The organism is Vibrio sp. 10N.247.310.23 (assembly GCF_041467155.1).
GTDB classification, from domain to species: Bacteria; Pseudomonadota; Gammaproteobacteria; order Enterobacterales; family Vibrionaceae; genus Vibrio; species Vibrio crassostreae_C.
Genome location: NZ_JBFSTZ010000007.1, coordinates 138,362 through 156,526 on the forward strand (window position 1 = coordinate 138,362; position 18,165 = coordinate 156,526).

15 protein-coding genes are annotated in these 18,165 nt (G+C 47.6%); 4 read left to right on the plus strand and 11 right to left on the minus strand.

Features of this window, described 5'->3' with window-relative positions; translation table 11 throughout:
• Positions 1-204: 204 nt before the first annotated feature.
• The 5 genes from AB6D93_RS07680 to puuE all read right to left on the minus strand — a co-directional run bounded on the left by AB6D93_RS07680 (position 205) and on the right by puuE (position 4,700).
• Entirely contained in the window at positions 205-1,524 is a 1,320-nt protein-coding gene (locus AB6D93_RS07680; RefSeq protein WP_065681061.1) for a urate hydroxylase PuuD, read from the minus strand.
• 14 nt (positions 1,525-1,538) lie between these two features.
• The gene (locus tag AB6D93_RS07685; RefSeq protein WP_004732859.1) at positions 1,539-2,099 is read right to left on the minus strand and encodes an ureidoglycolate lyase; all 561 of its coding nucleotides are present in this window, start codon (positions 2,097-2,099) and stop codon (positions 1,539-1,541) included.
• 14 nt (positions 2,100-2,113) lie between these two features.
• On the minus strand, positions 2,114-3,100 hold the full coding sequence (alc, locus tag AB6D93_RS07690; protein ID WP_102332253.1) for an allantoicase: 987 nt from the start codon (positions 3,098-3,100) through the stop codon (positions 2,114-2,116).
• Positions 3,101-3,223: 123 nt separating this feature from the next.
• Positions 3,224-3,739, minus strand: coding sequence for a 2-oxo-4-hydroxy-4-carboxy-5-ureidoimidazoline decarboxylase (gene uraD / locus AB6D93_RS07695; protein ID WP_102332254.1), 516 nt, complete (start codon positions 3,737-3,739; stop codon positions 3,224-3,226).
• A 22-nt stretch (positions 3,740-3,761) separates the two neighbouring features.
• Positions 3,762-4,700 carry an allantoinase PuuE gene (puuE, locus tag AB6D93_RS07700; RefSeq protein ID WP_102332255.1) on the minus strand — a complete coding sequence of 313 codons (939 nt, stop codon included), beginning with the start codon at positions 4,698-4,700 and terminating at the stop codon, positions 3,762-3,764.
• 411 nt (positions 4,701-5,111) lie between these two features.
• Between puuE and uraH the strand changes: the two genes are divergently transcribed.
• The 4 genes from uraH (at position 5,112) to AB6D93_RS07720 (ending at position 10,243) form a co-directional block, all read left to right on the plus strand.
• Positions 5,112-5,465 (plus strand): hydroxyisourate hydrolase, encoded by a 354-nt coding sequence (uraH, locus tag AB6D93_RS07705; RefSeq protein ID WP_004732855.1) that lies wholly within the window; start codon positions 5,112-5,114, stop codon positions 5,463-5,465.
• A 246-nt stretch (positions 5,466-5,711) separates the two neighbouring features.
• The gene (locus tag AB6D93_RS07710; RefSeq protein WP_017061593.1) at positions 5,712-7,055 is read left to right on the plus strand and encodes an NCS2 family permease; all 1,344 of its coding nucleotides are present in this window, start codon (positions 5,712-5,714) and stop codon (positions 7,053-7,055) included.
• A 217-nt stretch (positions 7,056-7,272) separates the two neighbouring features.
• Positions 7,273-8,724, plus strand: a complete 1,452-nt coding sequence (locus tag AB6D93_RS07715; protein WP_102332256.1) for a nucleobase:cation symporter-2 family protein — start codon at positions 7,273-7,275, stop codon at positions 8,722-8,724.
• Positions 8,725-8,881: 157 nt separating this feature from the next.
• Positions 8,882-10,243, plus strand: a complete 1,362-nt coding sequence (locus AB6D93_RS07720) for an 8-oxoguanine deaminase (protein ID WP_102332257.1) — start codon at positions 8,882-8,884, stop codon at positions 10,241-10,243.
• An 86-nt stretch (positions 10,244-10,329) separates the two neighbouring features.
• Here AB6D93_RS07720 and AB6D93_RS07725 read toward each other — a convergent pair whose 3' ends face one another.
• The 6 genes from AB6D93_RS07725 to gcl form a co-directional block, all read right to left on the minus strand.
• Positions 10,330-11,766 carry an amidohydrolase gene (locus tag AB6D93_RS07725; protein WP_102332258.1) on the minus strand — a complete coding sequence of 479 codons (1,437 nt, stop codon included), beginning with the start codon at positions 11,764-11,766 and terminating at the stop codon, positions 10,330-10,332.
• A gap of 239 nt (positions 11,767-12,005) precedes the next feature.
• A complete protein-coding gene (locus tag AB6D93_RS07730) occupies positions 12,006-12,614 on the minus strand; it encodes a TetR/AcrR family transcriptional regulator (protein ID WP_102332259.1) in 609 nt (202 codons plus the stop codon).
• A gap of 163 nt (positions 12,615-12,777) precedes the next feature.
• Positions 12,778-14,088 carry a glycerate kinase gene (locus tag AB6D93_RS07735; RefSeq protein ID WP_102332260.1) on the minus strand — a complete coding sequence of 437 codons (1,311 nt, stop codon included), beginning with the start codon at positions 14,086-14,088 and terminating at the stop codon, positions 12,778-12,780.
• A gap of 242 nt (positions 14,089-14,330) precedes the next feature.
• Positions 14,331-15,227, minus strand: coding sequence for a 2-hydroxy-3-oxopropionate reductase (locus AB6D93_RS07740; protein WP_102332261.1), 897 nt, complete (start codon positions 15,225-15,227; stop codon positions 14,331-14,333).
• Positions 15,228-15,264: 37 nt separating this feature from the next.
• Positions 15,265-16,041, minus strand: coding sequence for a hydroxypyruvate isomerase (hyi, locus tag AB6D93_RS07745; RefSeq protein WP_102332262.1), 777 nt, complete (start codon positions 16,039-16,041; stop codon positions 15,265-15,267).
• Positions 16,042-16,193: 152 nt separating this feature from the next.
• Positions 16,194-17,966, minus strand: coding sequence for a glyoxylate carboligase (gcl, locus tag AB6D93_RS07750; RefSeq protein WP_016797766.1), 1,773 nt, complete (start codon positions 17,964-17,966; stop codon positions 16,194-16,196).
• Positions 17,967-18,165: the final 199 nt, after the last annotated feature.

An 18,165-nucleotide genomic window follows, 5' to 3' on the forward strand; every position in this document is an offset into this window, starting at 1 on the left:
CATTTCATTCCGATCACTTTAATCCACATATGCACCTAGAGTCACCAACTGAATGATAAATCTGCATTACCTTTGTCCAAAAACAAAAAGCCCCGGTTATAGGAACCGGGGAAACAGGGTGGGATGAGTTTGGTGCGTGCCCGAAACCAAACTCTCCCCAAGCCTCACCTAAGACTCATGCTCTTAGGTAAAGGATTCACATCATTATTGAAGCGTAGCGCCTTGCTCTACCCATGTGCCGATGAGTGCGCGTTCTTCGTCGGTCATTTGAGTCATGTTGCCGAGCGGCATCACCTTGGTTGTTACCGTTTGAGCAACAATCCTTGGTACGTTGGCTTTAATCTCTTCTGGGGTATCAAACATCACACCGGCTGGCGCAGCAGCAAAAGCAGCGTGGCTCGGGGTTGATGAGTGACACACAGAACAGCGCTCTTGAATGACTTTGTTGATGGTTTCAAAGCTTACGCCTGCGCTAGCAGTTTGCATTGCGTGGTCTGCTGGTACAGCTTGAGAACTAACCGTAGTTGAAGCTGTGCCGTTCGAAACAACCTCTTCTGTCGCCGATTCAGTCGCGCTTACTTGCACTTCTTGAACCACTGGTGCTTGTACAACCGGAGTCATCTGTTTTTTCGCATAAGGTGAGGTAACAAACGCGAGCGTGATCATACCCAATGCCGCTACAGGTACTGTCCAGGCAAACTTCTGGCTACCATGACGGGTGTTGAAGTAGTGGCGCACCAAGATGCTGAAGATCGCTAGCCCAGCAAGAATCAGCCAGTTGTATTCCGAGCCATAAGTACTTGGGAAGTGGTTACTTATCATGATGAACAGCACTGGCAGTGTCATGTAGTTGTTGTGACGAGAACGCAGTAAGCCTTTCGCTGGCAGTGCCGGATCCGGTTCGCGCTTCTCTTCAATCGCTTTCACCAAGTTACGCTGCGCAGGCATGATAACGCGGAATACGTTACCCACCATGATGGTACCAATGATCGCACCAACATGGATGTAAGCGCCACGACCACTGAACACTTGAGTTAGGCCGTACGTCGCAGCGACGAGCAGCACAAACAGCACAACGCCAAGCAACACGGGGGTTTTACCTAATGGTGAGTCACACAGTAAGTCGTAGATAAACCAGCCGGCAACGAATGAACCAATACCAATCGCGATTGCGGTTGTTGAATCAAGGCCAGAGCCCGGTGCAATCAGGTAAATCTCAGCGTTGAGGTAGTAAACCACACCCAGTAGACACACACCGGTGATCCACGTGAAGTAGGCTTCCCATTTGAACCAGTGCAGGTGCTCTGGCATCTCGGGTGGCGCAAGTTTGTATTTTTCTAGGTGATAAATACCACCACCGTGAATTGCCCATAAGTCGCCTGAAAGGCCCGTTTTTGGGTTTACTCGGTTAAGGTTGTTCTCTAACCAAACAAAGTAAAATGATGCGCCTATCCACGCAACACCAACAATCATGTGAGCCCAGCGTATTGCTAGATTCAACCACTCTGTAATATGCGGATCCATAATAAACTCCTGTATCACAACGCTTTAGCTAAGCGTTGCTCTTCCTTATTGTCGTCCGTTGGCAAGTCGTCCAAATGCAATGCCACTCGGTCGCTGTCGAAATAAACTTCGTCACAGTTATGCCCTTCGCCGCCTCTATCGACGATCAAGAACTGGTCTTGATCGGTGAGGGCGAGAACTGGGTGATGCCACACCCCTTTGTGATAGTTCACTCCTTGACGACCGTTGCTCAAGAAAGCTCGGCTATTGGCTAATGTAGGATCGTCGCCTTTTGGCGCAACAACAATTAAATAGGGTTGACCAAGTAATGGAATGAATGCCTGAGAGCCAAGTGGATGACGCTCTAACATTTTGATGGTCAGTGGGTAGCTCAACGGTGTGGCTTGGAAGATGCTGATGATGGCTTCTCCGTCTTGGTCTTGCACATCCGTTGTCGCTAGCTTGTGGTAGCGACGTGTTGATCCACTGTTGATCATGAAGAAATCACTATTATCGGACTCGATAACATCGCCAAACTCTGCAAAAGCCTGCTTGGTTAACGGTTCGATGGATAAACGACGTATTCCATTACTCATACTCATTTCCTTACCTATTTCGCTTTCGTACCAAACAGACGCAAACGGCTGATACCACCATCTGGGAATATGTTTGCACGTACGTGGGTAATCGCACCAAGGTCGTTTACCTCAGAAATGAATTCGTGAATCTCGTGCGCTTGCAGCTTTTGTGCAGGCAACAGTTCACGCCAGAATAGGCTTTGTGTTTCGACTTGGTCGTCGGTACCGCCTTTCACGTAAGCCGCTTGAATCGAGCAGCTGTCAGGGTAGTTACCTTTGAAATGAGCCGTATCAACAACGATGCGTTCGATGTTACCTGGGTGACCTAGTGCCACGATAACCCAGTCGTTACCCGGTGTACGACGACGTGCTGTTTCCCAGCCATCACCCATGTTTTCACCGCGGCCAGGGCCTAAAATGTTGGCTTTGTTGCCGTAGTGCTCATCGCTACATGCTAGCGCTCGGCCACCGTGTTCAACCGATGCTAGGTCAACTTGTTGCTGAGAATCAATTGCTTCCCAATCCACACTTGGTCGGCCATAAACACGTAGGCGCGCGACACCGCCGTCTGGATAGATGTTCAAACGTAGGTGCGTAAATACTTGGTCGCTTTCAATCGCTTCAAGATGATGATGATCACCTTGTAGTGCCATTGAAGGCAAAATTTCTTGCCACTCTGTTGAGTCAGTTGGCTCACCTTGTGGTGAATAACACGCGTCAATTGATGCCGAAGGTGGGAAGTTACCAGTGAAGAATGAGGTATCAATATCAACGCCAGCAATAGTGCCAGCTAGGCCAAGGCGAACGACACAGTAGTCATAACCTTCACCGCGTTTGCGTCTGCTTTCCCAACCGTCCATCCACTTGCCGTTATCGTCGTATAAGTCGTCTTTCCACTCTGGCGCTGCGTGGCTGAGAAGACGGCTTTTATCCGCGAAAAAATCGTCTGTTGCGAAGATAGCTTCTGCGCCGAGTTTTTCGTCTGCAAGGTTTATGTATTGTTCAAATGTTTGGGTCATGTCCGTGTAATCCTATCCAATTAATCAAGTAATAATAAAATGAGAACTCAGTGGCTTATTCGCTTATAAAGCGGGCTCTTAGCGCACTAAGACTGGGCTGAGATAGCTGTTAACTCCGTTAACTTACATATCCCAGAGACGAAACATCGCGATCTTGTTGATCTCTTGAATCGCCGTAGCAAACTCAGTTTCACTATCATTTCCTAATCGCATCTCGAACGACTCAAGAATTTGGTAACGATTGGCTCCCTTCACCGCCATGATAAAAGGGAAATTGAAGCGACTTTTGTAGCTGTCGTTGTAAGAAGTGAATTTTTCAAATTCTTCGGCGTTGCACTGGTCGATGCCCGCCCCCGCTTGTTCTTTGGTCGACGACTCGGTGAGTTCGCCGTTTACTGCTGCTCGACCGGCTAAATCCGGGTGAGCGTTGATCAAAGCCAACTGTTTGCCTTGGTCTGCACTTAACAAGGTCGATGCCATTTTCAGATGAAGATTCTCGATATGGTCATCTTCGGCATTCAAACCTTGGTCATACACCACTTCTGCAACCCACGGGCTGTGCTCGTAAACATCAGCAAAGTGCGCGACAAAGGTATCGCGGTCCATGGTTGTTGGTTGGCATGATCGAAATTCAGTCACGTTAAGCCTCCTTGCTTCACTGCTACTTTTGATGTTGATGATTAGCGTTATTTGGTTGATATGGATGATGTTGGTGCCAGTGGTTGGCGATATCGATTCGACGACATAACCACACGCTGTCGTGCTGTTTTACGTAATCTAAGAAACGTCTTAATGCAGCAATACGACCGGGGCGACCAATCAGACGACAATGCAACCCAACCGACATCATTTTCGGTGCGGTTTCGCCTTCCATATAAAGGGTGTCAAACGTGTCTTTCAGATATTGGAAGAACTGTTCACCAGAGTTAAAGCCTTGCGCCGTTGAAAAACGCATGTCGTTCACATCAAGTGTGTAAGGGATCACCAATTGCGGATGACCAGTCTCGGTGTGCCAATAAGGCAGGTCATCATCATAGGCATCTGAGTCGTAAAGAAAGCCGCCTTCTTCTGCGACTAAGCGACGCGTATTTGGACCAGTTCGACCGGTGTACCAACCTTGTGGGCGTTGACCCGTCACTTGTTGGATGATCTCAATCGCTTTGGTCATGTGGTCGCGCTCTTCAGATTCATCAATGTATTGATAGTCTATCCAGCGGTAGCCGTGGCTACAGATTTCGTGACCCGCTTCGACCATGGCTTTGGCTACTTCTGGGTGACGCTCAATCGCCATTGCGACAGCAAATACGGTCAGTGGGATTTCATATTCATCGAACAAGCGAAGAACACGCCACACACCCGCACGGCTACCATATTCATAGATGGATTCCATGCTCATGTGACGTTCGCCTTTAATCGGCTGTGCTGACGGGATCTCTGAAAGAAAAGCTTCAGACTCGTCGTCTCCATGTAACAAACAACGCTCACCGCCCTCTTCATAGTTCAATACAAAAGAAACCGCGACGCGCGCATTACCTGGCCATTGAGGGTTTGGAGGGTTAGCTCCGTAACCGATCAAATTTCTTGAATAATCCTTATTCATCCAAGTACTCCTAACATAAGTGGTTGGCTTAGCCGCTCTTTAAGTGAGTCGCCAAATGATTCAACCAAATGGATTCTCGATAAACAGAGCAACCTTACCCCTGTACATTTATTGTATACAATTATTTATCTCAATGTAAAGATTTTGTTATTCAAGTTAAATTTACGCACTATTGCCATTTAAAAACAACAGCTTAATAAAGTCAAAGCTCACCAAAAAACGATAATCAAGATCTATAAAGTCAGAAAAAACGACACAATAGTTAACATTTTTCCAACAATTCGCTTTACTAATTGTGTACAGTTCGTACATAGTTAGTGATAACAAAGTGACCAGTTGCATTCTTTGCAAGGTCGAAACAGACAGATAAACCACGGAACAGAGGAGCGCCAAAAGCGCTATTAAAGGACTATGGGAAGATTAACAACACACGTATTAGACACGACTCACGGCTTACCGGGTGCAGAGATCAAGGTAGAGCTTTATAAGGTCAATGAAGACTCAACAGAAAAGCTGGCGACGGTAATCACTAACTCCGATGGCCGAACCGATGCGCCGATTCTGGCAGGGAATGATTTCCGACCGGGGAAATATCAATTGGTGTTTTACGTAGCCGATTACTACAAAAGCAAAGGTGTGGAATTGGATGGTGTGCCTTTCCTAGACGATGTGGTTATTCGTTTCGGCTTAGATGATCCAGAAGCGCATTATCACGTTCCTCTTCTCGTCTCGCCTTACAGTTTCTCAACCTATCGGGGCAGTTAGTCCCGTGTCCTAGAACTTCGAACTAGGCCCAACCATCGAATAATAAACAAATTCACGTGTACATCCCAAAAGGTGTGCACTCACTAAACACGTTCATATAAAAATACTAACAACGTTATTAGTTAGAAGTTGATGACTAATCAACTGATAGCTAAAGAAATAGCGGCTAGGAAAAAACCTTAAAACTTAATATTGAAATCTCGCTGTATTCAATAAATGGATCACAACATAAAAGGACTTGCTGACATGAGTGAGAGTAAAACAGAAATACTCAACCAAGATGCGAATAACGGAATTTTAGAGAAACTCTTTAAAATTAAGGCACACGGAAGCAGTGTGAAAAATGAGTTGGTCGGCGGTGTCACCACCTTCGCAACCATGGCTTACATCATCTTCGTTAACCCACAAATCATGGCCGCATCGGGTATGGATGCAGGAGCGGTATTCGTCGCAACCTGTATTGGTGCAGCTATCGGTTGTTTGTTAATGGGGTTATTTGCGAACTGGCCTGTCGGACTTGCGCCGGGCATGGGCTTGAATGCCTTCTTCTCGTTCACGGTAGTAAGCGAAATGGGCTACAGCTGGGAAGTGGCACTGGGTGCGGTGTTTATCTCAGGTATCTTGTTTGTCGGGATGAGTTTCTACAAAGTCCGCCAATGGATCATTGAAAGTATCCCTGTGAGTTTACGTTACTCCATGACTGCGGGCGTTGGTTTGTTCTTAGGTCTAATTGGTCTTAAAACAGCAGGTATCGTCGTCGAAAACCCAGCAACACTGGTATCACTAGGTGACTTCACTAAACCTGAAGCGCTACTGGCCGCTATCGCTTTCCTTATCATCGCTGTTCTGAGTGAGCGTAAAGTATTTGGTGCGGTGTTAATCGGTATTTTGAGTGTAACGCTCGTCGGTATGATGCTTGGCTTAGTGCATTACAACGGCTTCTTCGCGGCGCCACCAAGCTTAGCGCCTACGTTCCTAAAAATGGACATTATGGGCGCTCTCGATGTTTCAATGATCAGCGTTATCTTGGCTTTCCTTTTTGTAAACATGTTCGATACCGCGGGTACTTTGATGGGCGTGGCCGAGCGTGCAAACCTAACTAACCCTGAAACAGGAAAAATTGAAGGCCTAAGCAAAGCGCTGAAAGCCGACAGTATCTCAAGTGTGGCAGGTGCGTGTGTGGGTTGTCCGCCAGTAACCAGTTACGTAGAAAGTGCAGCGGGCGTTGCAGCAGGCGCACGAACAGGCCTATCTGCGATTGTGGTTGGGGTGTTGTTCTTAGCGGCGATTTTCCTATCTCCACTTGCAGGCATGATCCCAGCTTACGCAACCTCTGGCGCGTTAATTTACGTAGCGTTCGTGATGATGAGCAGCATGCAGCACGTTGATTGGAAAGACTTCACCAACGGTGCTCCCGCAGCCATTACAGCGTTAATGATGCCTCTGACCTTCTCTATCGCGAATGGTATCGCACTGGGTTTCATTACCTACACAGTGCTGAAACTGGCGACAGGTAAAACAAAAGACGTCTCGATTTCGATGTACTTCTTAGCGGCTATTTTTGTCGCGAAGCTCGTGTTCATCGGTTAATCACCCAACGTAACTATCGCTTGGCTTGTTCGCAGGCCGAGCTATCAAGACACATGCTAAAACAACATTTTTAAGAAAAAGCTAATTGTGCTAATCAGCGGAACACACAAATATCCGCTCGGTTAGTGCACCTTTTTTATGACCCTACGCAGTTTGTAGAAGTCATTATTTGACCGCCAATCGCCTGTAAACGGAAACACAGGCAGAGGAATATCAAATGAAACTTCTGTACACCCTAAATGAAAGACCGCCTCACGGCTTAACCTTCCTACTCGCATTACAGCACATGCTCGCCTCGATTGGTGGCATCGTCGCTGTTCCCCTTATTGTCGGCGCGTCAATTGGCTTGCCTAACACCGAGATCGTTTCGCTGATCAATGCTGCGCTGCTGGCGTCAGGTATTGTAACCGTCGCTCAATGTCTCGGTTTTGGCCCTGTTGGCATTCGACTACCCGTGGTGATGGGTTCGAGCTTTGCCTTTTTGGGCGTCGCCATTTCAATCGGCAACGAAGGCGGTGTCGCCGCGATAATGGGCTCAGCGCTTATCGGCTCGTTCGTGGTGATTGGTGCCAGCTTCTATATGGACAAGGTTCGGAAGCTGTTCCCAACCGTAGTAAGTGGTGTAGTGGTTACCTTAATCGGCTTAACCATTTTACCGGTTGCCATGAACTGGGTCGGAGACTCCCCTGCCAACACAGAACAATTCGCCACGCTGCCAAAGCTATTTCTAGCACTGATCTCTTTGGGGATTGTGGTTGGCGTATCGGTTTACTGTAAAGGCGCGGTTGCCGCTTCGGCCATCGTGATTGGTTTAGCGGGCGGTTACATTGTGGCGCTATCACTCGGCATGGTCGACCTTGAGCAAATCAGCTCTGCCGCTTGGGTTGGCGGACCTGAGCCCTTCAAATATGGCTTTACCTTTTCTGCGAGTGCCATCATCAGTATGAGCTTGGTGTACATAGTGGTTATCGCCGAAGCTACGGGTGATTTCATGGCATTAGGCAACAACTGCCAAACCCAAGTCAGCGGTAAAGACTTAAAACGTGGTCTTCTAGGCGATGGCCTTGGCAGTACCTTATCTTCAATTTTAACGGCAATGCCACTGGCATCATTCAGTCAAAACGTCGGCATTGTGGGTATCACAGGTGTAGCAAGTCGTTATGTAGTGGCTGCAACCGGTGGTTTGCTAATTTTAGGCGGTTTATTCCCGAAATTAGCCGCTATTGCCGTCACGATTCCGAAACCTGTTCTAGGTGGTGTGGGTTTTGTGATGTTCGGTATGATTGCCTACGCGGGTATCCGCATGTTGATCAAGGCCGCAGACACCAAGCGAAATGCCTTGGTAATCTGTGTAGGTTTGGCGTCTGGCTTAGCCGTCACTTTCGAACCAAGATTACTGCAACACTTGCCGCATGACCTTGCGAACTTTCTTCACTCAGGCATCACTACCGGTACTATCATGACGGTGCTATTGAACCTTGTTTTACCAAAGTCTTCACGAGCAGAAGAGCAAGAGGCACTAGCCGAAAGCCAAGCGCAAGTTGAGCTAGAAATGAAAGAGCAAGCTGAAGAAGAGTTACAGTCAAACGACCAATTAGAGATTCAGCAAGCAAGTACAGAAGCAGACGTTCAAGCAGCATCAGAAAACCCTGAGCCCAAAGCGAACTAACTGGTTCACTGACTGACGTAAAACCGATTTTCACAGAATCAGGGCTGATTAGAGCATTGAACGTTTTAACGCCCTGATTCGAATTTATCTTTCAACAGCAAATACCAATAAAGACCCTCTTCCCTGAAAAGGCTGAGATGGCTAAGGACTACTATGAATGGAAACCATCTGGATTAAGAATCCTCTCGCAATCTACACTGGCTCACTGGCTGATGCAGAAGGCGGTATTGTCATTAAAGGTAATACAATCATTGAGCTGGTTGGCAAACACAAAGAACCGACCTTACCCGTAGATTACAGCGTCGACGCCTCTCGTCATGTTGTGACTCCTGGGCTTATCAATGCGCACCACCACTTCTATCAAACCCTAACGCGTGCCTACCCCGGAGCACTGAATAAAGAACTCTTCCATTGGCTACAAAGCCTCTATCCAGTTTGGGCCAACCTCGATTCGGAGATGATGAGCCTTGCCACAGAGTTAGCTCTGGTTGAGTTGATGATGTCGGGCTGTACCACAGCGTCAGACCATCATTACTTGCTGCCAAACGGGCTAGAGCACGCCATCGATTTACAAGTCGAGGCCGCAGAGAAACTAGGTGTAAGAGCGATATTCACGCGCGGTTCCATGAGCCTTGGGGAAGATGAAGGTGGGCTACCTCCACGACACACCATTCAAGCCGAACAAACCATCATTGATGACAGCCAACGCTTGATTCGCGATTACCACCAGCGCGATGAAGGGGCGATGATTCAAATCGCACTCGCGCCTTGTTCGCCGTTCTCGGTCACCACCGATCTGATGAAAGAGACCGCCAAGATCAGTGAGCGTGAGAACGTGATGATGCACACTCACCTATGCGAAACGCTCGATGAAGAGGACTTCTGTATCGAGAAGTTCGGTCTACGCCCTGTCGATTACCTAGAAGATGTGGGCTGGCTGAATGAACGCACTTGGCTTGCACACGGCATTCACTTCAATCCAGAAGAGATCAAGCGCTTGGGTAAAGCAGGCATTGGCATCAGCCACTGCCCTACTTCCAACATGATGCTGGCTTCTGGTATTTGTAAGAACAACGACCTTGAAGCCGCTGGCGTAAAAGTCGGGCTAGGTGTAGATGGTTCCGCCTCAAACGATGGCTCAAATATGATTGCTGAAGTGCGCATGGCGATGTACTTACAGCGCCTGCAGTATGGCTCTGCCAACGTTTCACACTTCGACGCACTGCGCTGGGCAACGTCAGGCTCAGCACGCGCAATGGGTAGAACGGATATCGGTACACTAGAAGTCGGAAAACAAGCCGACATCGCGATGTTCAAACTTGATGACATTCGTTTCTCTGGCAGCCACGATCCACTTGCAGCACTACTACTCTGCGGCGCTCAACAAGCAGATAAAGTGATGGTTGCAGGTAAGTGGCGAGTGAACGATGGCGCTGTGATTGGCGTAGACATGGAACAACTAATGCACCGCCACCATGCAGCTGCAATGAAGCTAGGTAAACTGGCGATGAATAATTAAATACTCTCTAACTAGAAAAGCGAAAAAAGGCCGACGTGATGTCGGCCTTGTTCATTCAGTTCGATTTTTAGAAACCGATTTACATCTTAATCCATCAAGCTCTTCGACTTAATCGCCTTCTTAGAAAGCTCTTTGGCAAAGGCTTTGATATCTGTTTCAAACTCATCGACGCTTTGGCGGATTTCATCCAGTTGAACGGTTTGCATTACACGGTTTTCCATTACGATTTGGCCGTTCACAATCGTCGTGTCGATGTTGCTTGGGTTCGCTTGGTAAACCAAGGTCGCGTAAGGGTCGTAATTTGGCATCATGTTCGCTGATGTTGTCTCTACAATCACGATGTCTGCCTTCTTACCCGCTTCAAGAGAACCGATTTGATCTTCCATGTGTAGGGCTTTCGCGCCACCTAATGTCGCCATCTCGATAACTTGCTCAGGAATCATGATAGTGCGGTCAGAATGCTTTAAACGTTGCATGTTCGCTGCGTAACTTAGGGTACGCATGATATCAACTTGGTTTGAGCTCATGGGGCCATCGGTTCCCAAACCAATACGCATATCAGCACGGTACATATCCCATGCTGGTGCGATGCCAGTTGCACCTTTAGCGTTCGCCATTGGGTTGTATGAGATCCCTGCGTCAGCTTGCTTTAGAAGCTTTTGATCGTTCTCCGAAAGATGGATACCGTGAGCAATGACTACGCGCTCGTCCAGCACACCAATTTCATCCATGTATTCGACTGGCGATGTTGCCTTAGTTTCATCTTTGATGCGTTTCTCTTCATTTGGGAATTCAGCAACGTGAATCAGCACCGGCACATCGTATTGAGCAGACAGCTTGTTGATTTCTTGCAGCTTATCTTTGCTCACGGTGTACACCGCATGTGGCGCATAAGCAGGCGTGATTAGCTCATCGTTTTTGTATTGTTCGATAAAGCCTTTGGCGTATTCAATGCCGCCGTAAGGTTCTTTGGCATCGACCACTGGGAACTTAATCACGGTTTCGCCGAGCACAGCGCGTAAGCCGACTTCTTTGGTCGCCTTGGCCATTTCATCCATGTGGTAATACATATCGGCATAAGTGGTTACACCGCTTTGTGCTAGTTCGATAGAGCCAAGCTTGGTTGCGTTGTAAATCAGTTCACGGCTTAGCTTTTCGGCTTCTAGAGGGAAGAAGTAAGCGAACAGACGATTCGAAATACCCTCTTCCCCTAAGCCACGAAACGCGATCATCGGTAAATGGTTGTGCGCGTTCACCATACCCGGCATGACGATTCCATCTTGAGCATCAATCACTTTTTCTGCGCGATATTGAGTCATTAAATCCTCGGTACCGACTGCGATGATCTGGTCGTTTTTCACTACAACAACACCATCTTCAATCACATCCATTTCTGAATTGATGGTGAGAACCTGTCCGTTGGTGATGATCAGATCAGCGTTGTATGTTTGCGTCGCGACCGTTGAACCGCAACCTGCAAGCAGAACTGCGCTGATGGTGCATGCCAAGCTTTTAAGCGTCATTGCTAAACCTTAATGTTGTGCGTGTAATATTGTTAGCGGCTTCATCTATAAGTTTCCAGCTTTTCGCTTTTCAGAAGAGTAAGTGCCGCCAATTTTCGCGATACTATAACCTGTCATTTAAATAAAATGGCATACCTAATCGAACCGAATTCAAGATAAATGAGTTATTGCACAACAGGTCACAAAAGAGGTTCTGTGCTTATAGTCACTCACACACCTAGATAAACGTTCAAACAACATTAGCTTTTCACACCACAGCCTTTAATCACTAACTGTGTGATGAACTGAGCGGCATCGGCATAGTCTTTATCATCGAGTTGGTCCTTCTGCATCACGCTGCAAATCTGCCAGCCAAAATCGGCGTAGGTTTGAGTTGCCGCCCAGATGGTAAACATCAGGTGATGAGCGGGAACATCGTCCATTAGGCCCTGCGCCGACCATGTCGAGAACTTATCAAGAATCATCTGGGATTGCTTATACAGCTCGTCACCAATCTCTTTCGGCAATACTTTAGCGCCAGACATCACTTCATTGGCAAATACCTTAGAGGCATGTGGATGATCGCGAGAAATGATCAGCTTGGTTTGAATATATTGAGACAAGGCTTCAACAGGATCGCTGAGCTCTTCAATCGGACGAGACGCTTCTAGTAAAGGCTGAGTGACGGTTTCAAGCACAGCGTTGTAGAGCTTATCTTTTGAGCTGAAATAGTAGAAGACGTTGGGTTTGGGAATGTCGGCCGCTTTTGCGATATCAGCCATTTTTGTTGCGGCATAACCATGAGTGGCGAATTGTTCACACGCGACTTCGATGATTAAATCTTGATTCTTTTGTCTGATCCTAGACATATTGCATCCTTTACAGCTCGTTACTAAAATCATAGTAATCAACGTGCTTCATTAGTCCAGAAGATAATCTCAGAACTCAAGGTCACCGCATTGATAACAATAAAATGGCCGCTCTATTTGTTAAGAAGCGACCATTCCATACCGTGTTTTTGAACTGTTCAAGTTAAAGAATCAATATCGCGCGGAAGTCATTCACATTGGTCAGCGTTGGCCCCGTGGTTAGAAGCACATCGACTTGCTTGAAAAAATCGTAGCTGTTGTTCGCATCGAGATAGTCTTGCGCTTTAAGCGACAGGCTCGAACCTAGTTGCCATGTTTGAGGCGCGATCCATGCTCCCGCATTGTCTTCAACACCATCAATCCCGTCGGTATCAGCAGCCAATGCAAATATGTTGTCTTGGCCTTTAAGCTCGTTATACAAGCTCAACAAGAACTCACAGTTACGCCCACCGCGACCATTCCCTTTAACGGTTACCGTGGTTTCCCCGCCGGAAAGTATCACGCAAGGCGTCTCAAATGGGTGCTTGTTATTAGCCACTTGTTTGACTAGCGCAGCATGCACCTTCGCGACATCTCGCGCTTCTCCCTCTATGCAATCACTCAACACATAAGCGGGAATACCCAAGCCTTCAGCTTCTGCAGCAGCGGATTCCAATGCCGACATTGGTGTCGCGATAATATGGTGCTCCGCGTTCTTCCAACATACGTCATCTGGTTTAACCGTCTCTGACTCTGGATTATTTAGCCATTCAAATGCCGAGCGTGGTGTTTCTATTTGATAACGTTCTAAAATGGCCATCGCATCAAAACGCGTGGTGGTGTCTGGTACGGTTGGGCCAGAGGCAATCACACTAATGTCATCACCCGGTACATCAGAAATCGCCAGTGACACTACCCTTGCAGGATACGCCGCTTTGGCGAGTCGACCGCCTTTTATCGAAGATAGATGTTTACGAACACAATTCATCTCATCAATGGCGGCGCCTGATTTGAGCAGCGCCTTATTGATTTGTTGCTTCTCTGCCAAGCTGATGTCGCCACCGGGCAGACTTAACAAAGCGGAACCGCCCCCCGACAGTAGGCAAATAACCGTGTCGTCGGCACTCAAGCCACTCACCAATTGCAGCATACGTTGGCTCACTTCTAAGCCCATCGCATCTGGCACGGGGTGCGCCGCTTCAATCACTTCGATATGTTCGCAAGGGGCGGTGTGTTCATAACGAGTCACCACTAAGCCTTCAAGATCACGCAGTGCGAGATCTTGCTGTTTCTTTGCCTGCCAAACCGCTTCAAGCTCTGCGGCCATCGACGCGGCTGCTTTTCCTGCTCCTATCACCACAGTACGCCCGGCTTGATTAGCAGAGCGATAAAAAATGTCTTGAGGAAGAAAAGGTTCGATGTGATTTTTAGGTAGCGCCTGATTAACAGCACTTGAGAAAAGGGTTTGTAGAAACTGCTTAGCATCAATGTCCATCAGCCACTCCTTAGTTGACGGAGAAAAAAAGAACCCCAATACAAGGCCAAAGGGTGCCTGCTAAGATCAAGTTGGAAAGGAACAACTTCAACCTCTGCCTCGTATCAGGAACGCGTATAAAAGGAGACGAAACTACGCGATTTATAAACAAACTGTTGGGCTACGAATCGATAGCAGCCCTAATTAATTAACGGATAATCGGTTGATTGAATAACCACTAAACGGACAAACCGTTAACTAGATTAACGAATCGAGTGGTCAGAGCGTTTCTCTATCGCTTGGATAAGCGCAGAGTGGTCCCAACCTTCACCGCCCATTTCGGCACACTCGCCAAACAACTCCTGAGCATTAGCCGTATTCGGCAGTGCAACACCTAACTCTTGTGCGCCCGTTAGTGCTAAGTTCAGATCTTTTTGGTGAAGCGAGATTCTAAAGCCAGGGTCGAATGTGCCTTCAACCATACGCTCACCGTGCACTTCCAATATCTTAGAGTTAGCAAAGCCACCTAATAGCGCTTGACGAACTCGTGCTGGATCAGCACCGGCTTTTGAAGCAAATACCAAGGCTTCAGACACGGCTTCGATATTCAGAGCAACAATGATCTGGTTAGCCACTTTACACGTTTGGCCTGCTCCGTTATCACCCACCAGCGTAATATTCTTACCCATGATTTCGAACAAAGGTCGTGCTTTATCAAAGGCGTCTTGCTCACCGCCCACCATGATAGTCAGCGCCGCATTAATCGCGCCCACTTCACCACCTGATACCGGTGCATCAAGGTATGAAGCACCACCTTCGTTGATTCGAGCTGCAATCGCTTTGGTTGCGATTGGTGAGATTGAACTCATATCGATAACCAGTTTTCCAGCAGCGCCACCGGCGGTAAGGCCTTGCTCGACGCCATTGTCACCAAACAGGACGTCTTCTACTTGAGGGGTATTCGGCACCATTAAGATAATGATATCTGCTGCTTCAGCCGCTTCCGCGGGTGAATGACAGACCGTTGCACCCGCTGCCACAAGATTGGCAGGTGCTGCATTAAAGTGATCCGACAGAATCAAATCGTGACCTGCTTTTTGAAGGTTACTCGCCATAGGTTTACCCATGATGCCAGTTCCGATAAATGCAATTTTAGACATGTTGTTCTCCTTAACGTTTGAGGGTTACCAGACGCAATTAACGGTACTGGTGCAGCCAACCAAGGCCTTCTGTCGTCGTTGTTTTTGGTTTGTATTCGCAGCCAACCCAGCCTTGATAGCCAAGCTCATCAAGATAGTTGAGCACGAACGGGTAATTGATTTCGCCGGTACCCGGTTCGTGTCGGCCTGGATTATCCGCCAGTTGCACGTGTGCGATGTGGCCAATGTTCTGTTGCATGGTCGGCGTAAGATCGCCTTCCATAATTTGCATGTGATAAATATCGTATTGGATAGAAAGGTTATCGTTCCCTACCTCTTTAATGATCGCTTTGGCTTGCTCAGTGGTGTTTAAGAAGAAGCCCGGAATATCGCGGGTATTGATCGCTTCTATCACTAAGCTGATGCCCTCTGCTGCTAGCGCGTTCGCCGCATAATGCAGGTTAATCACAAACGCCGATTGCGCGTCTTGTTGAGTGACACCTTGCGGAACAATCCCGGCCAAGCAATTCACTTGTGTACAACCGAGTGCTTTAGCGTAAGCGATGGCTTTAGGTACACCCGCTTGAAACTCTTCAACTCGTGTTGGGTCTACCGCGATACCACGATCACCAGCATCCCAATCACCCGCTGGCAAGTTAAATAGCACTTGCTCTAGGTTATTAGCGTCGAGTTTTTCTTTGATTGCCTGAGCATCAAAGGCGTAAGGGAAAAGATATTCGACACCTTGAAAGCCCGCTTCTGCGGCAGCTTCAAAGCGGTCCATAAAATCAACTTCCGTGAATAACATTGACAAGTTTGCTGCAAATTTTGCCATGACTCTGTCCTTATTCTTTATTTGGTGAAACTATGACTGTTTAGTGAAGCAACGGTTATTTGGTGGAGCTACGGTTGCTTAGTAAGCCTCGCTCTATTGGAGACTTTCCGTAGAGCTAAACCTCAGCTCTACGGATACACATTACTTAATGATTACTTGTACGCCAGCGCCGTTGGAGCGTCGCCGCGGCTTTCGGCAAGTGGCTCAAATTCGTTGATGGCGTTGATCTCTACGCCCATCGCAATATTGGTCACTCGCTCAAGAATCAGCTCAACAACAACCGGTACTTTATGCTTATTCATCAACTCTTTGGCTTGTTCAAACGCAGCGGCAATTTGCTCAGGTTCACGAACTCGAATCGCCTTACAACCTAAACCTTCAACTACTGCAACATGGTCAACACCGTAGCCTTCAAGCTCTGGTGCATTCTGGTTATCGAACGCCAGTTGTACACAATAGTCGATATCAAATTGGCGCTGTGCTTGGCGAATCAAACCTAGATACGAGTTGTTCACCAACACATGGATGTATGGCAGATTGAATTGCGCGCCGACGGCCAGTTCTTCAATCATGAATTGGAAATCATAGTCACCAGAGATAGCGACAATATCGCGATCTGGATCGGCCGCTCGTACGCCTAATGCAGCGGGTGTAGTCCAACCTAGTGGACCTGCTTGACCACAGTTGATCCAGTTACGAGGCTTATAAACATGCAGGAACTGAGCGGCAGCGATTTGCGACAAACCAATGGTGCTCACATAGCAAGTGTCACGGCCAAATGCCTTGTTCATCTCTTCATAAACACGCATCGGTTTCATTGGTGCTTCATCGAAATTGGTTTTACGCAGCATGGTCGACTTGCGTTCCTGACACTCACTTGCCCAAGCATTTCGATTCGGCAGTTTGCCAGCGTCACGCCACTCTTGCGCCACTTCAACCATTAACTCCAGCGCTGCCTTGGCATCAGAGACAATGCCTAAATCTGGGCAGAACACGCGGCCGATTTGGGTTGGTTCAATATCAACGTGAACAAACTTTCGGCCTTCAGTGTAAACATCGACAGAGCCGGTATGACGGTTTGCCCATCGGTTACCGACACCAAACACAAAGTCAGAGTTGAGCATGGTTTCGTTGCCGTAACGGTGAGACGTTTGTAGCCCTACCATGCCTGCCATTAATTCATGATCATCTGGGATCGAGCCCCAACCCATCAAGGTTGGAATCACAGGAACTCCAGTGATCTCGGCAAACTGTTGCAACAATTCAGACGCGCCAGCGTTAATCACGCCACCACCAGATACAATCAGCGGTTTTTCAGATTGAGACATCATGGTTAATGCTTTCTCAACCTGCGCGCGTGTCGCTTGTGGCTTATAAGGTTCTAGCGGTTCATAGGTATCGATATCAAATTCAATCTCAGCCAGCTGAACATCAATCGGTAGATCAATCAGGATTGGACCCGGGCGACCCGAACGCATTAAATGAAAGGCTTTTTGGAATGCGCGTGGCACTTGTGCAGGTTCCAGCACCGTAGTCGCCCACTTAGTCACTGGTTTAGCGATAGATTCAATATCGACCGCTTGAAAATCTTCTTTGTGAAGACGAGCACGTGGCGCTTGGCCGGTGATGCATAGAATTGGAATCGAATCTGCAGTCGCAGAATAAAGACCCGTGATCATGTCCGTTCCCGCAGGACCAGAAGTACCAATACACACACCTATATTGCCTTGATTAGTACGCGTGTACCCTTCAGCCATATGGGATGCACCCTCTACGTGACGAGCTAAGACGTGGTCGATTCCTCCGAGTTTTTTCATAGCCGCATACATAGGGTTTATTGCTGCGCCGGGAACACCAAATACGATATCTACACCTTCACGTTTAAGCACTTCTACCGCTGCTTCAATCGCTTTCATAATTGCCATTCGAACCTCCAGTTCAGATTGTATACAATTAACCTAACTTTTGTATACTATGACCATCCTCGCTATTTATCAACCCCAGAATGAAACAATCTTGTTACATCAACCCATCACATTAAGTACGCACTCACCCTGAAAAGCTTACAATTCATTGCTTTACATAAAATATCTTTACGTGAAAATAAATTACAAAAAGATCAAA

Bases quoted from the DNA above. Each gene is read 5' to 3' on its own strand.
- AB6D93_RS07680 (WP_065681061.1), bottom strand. From the start codon at position 1,524: ATGGATCCGCATATTACAGAGTGGTTGAATCTAGCAATACGCTGGGCT.
- AB6D93_RS07685 (WP_004732859.1), bottom strand. From the start codon at position 2,099: ATGAGTAATGGAATACGTCGTTTATCCATCGAACCGTTAACCAAGCAG.
- alc (WP_102332253.1), bottom strand. From the start codon at position 3,100: ATGACCCAAACATTTGAACAATACATAAACCTTGCAGACGAAAAACTC.
- puuE (WP_102332255.1), bottom strand. From the start codon at position 4,700: ATGAATAAGGATTATTCAAGAAATTTGATCGGTTACGGAGCTAACCCT.
- uraH (WP_004732855.1), top strand. From the start codon at position 5,112: ATGGGAAGATTAACAACACACGTATTAGACACGACTCACGGCTTACCG.
- AB6D93_RS07710 (WP_017061593.1), top strand. From the start codon at position 5,712: ATGAGTGAGAGTAAAACAGAAATACTCAACCAAGATGCGAATAACGGA.
- AB6D93_RS07715 (WP_102332256.1), top strand. From the start codon at position 7,273: ATGAAACTTCTGTACACCCTAAATGAAAGACCGCCTCACGGCTTAACC.
- AB6D93_RS07720 (WP_102332257.1), top strand. From the start codon at position 8,882: ATGGAAACCATCTGGATTAAGAATCCTCTCGCAATCTACACTGGCTCA.
- AB6D93_RS07725 (WP_102332258.1), bottom strand. From the start codon at position 11,766: ATGACGCTTAAAAGCTTGGCATGCACCATCAGCGCAGTTCTGCTTGCA.
- AB6D93_RS07730 (WP_102332259.1), bottom strand. From the start codon at position 12,614: ATGTCTAGGATCAGACAAAAGAATCAAGATTTAATCATCGAAGTCGCG.
- AB6D93_RS07735 (WP_102332260.1), bottom strand. From the start codon at position 14,088: ATGGACATTGATGCTAAGCAGTTTCTACAAACCCTTTTCTCAAGTGCT.
- AB6D93_RS07740 (WP_102332261.1), bottom strand. From the start codon at position 15,227: ATGTCTAAAATTGCATTTATCGGAACTGGCATCATGGGTAAACCTATG.
- hyi (WP_102332262.1), bottom strand. From the start codon at position 16,041: ATGGCAAAATTTGCAGCAAACTTGTCAATGTTATTCACGGAAGTTGAT.
- gcl (WP_016797766.1), bottom strand. From the start codon at position 17,966: ATGGCAATTATGAAAGCGATTGAAGCAGCGGTAGAAGTGCTTAAACGT.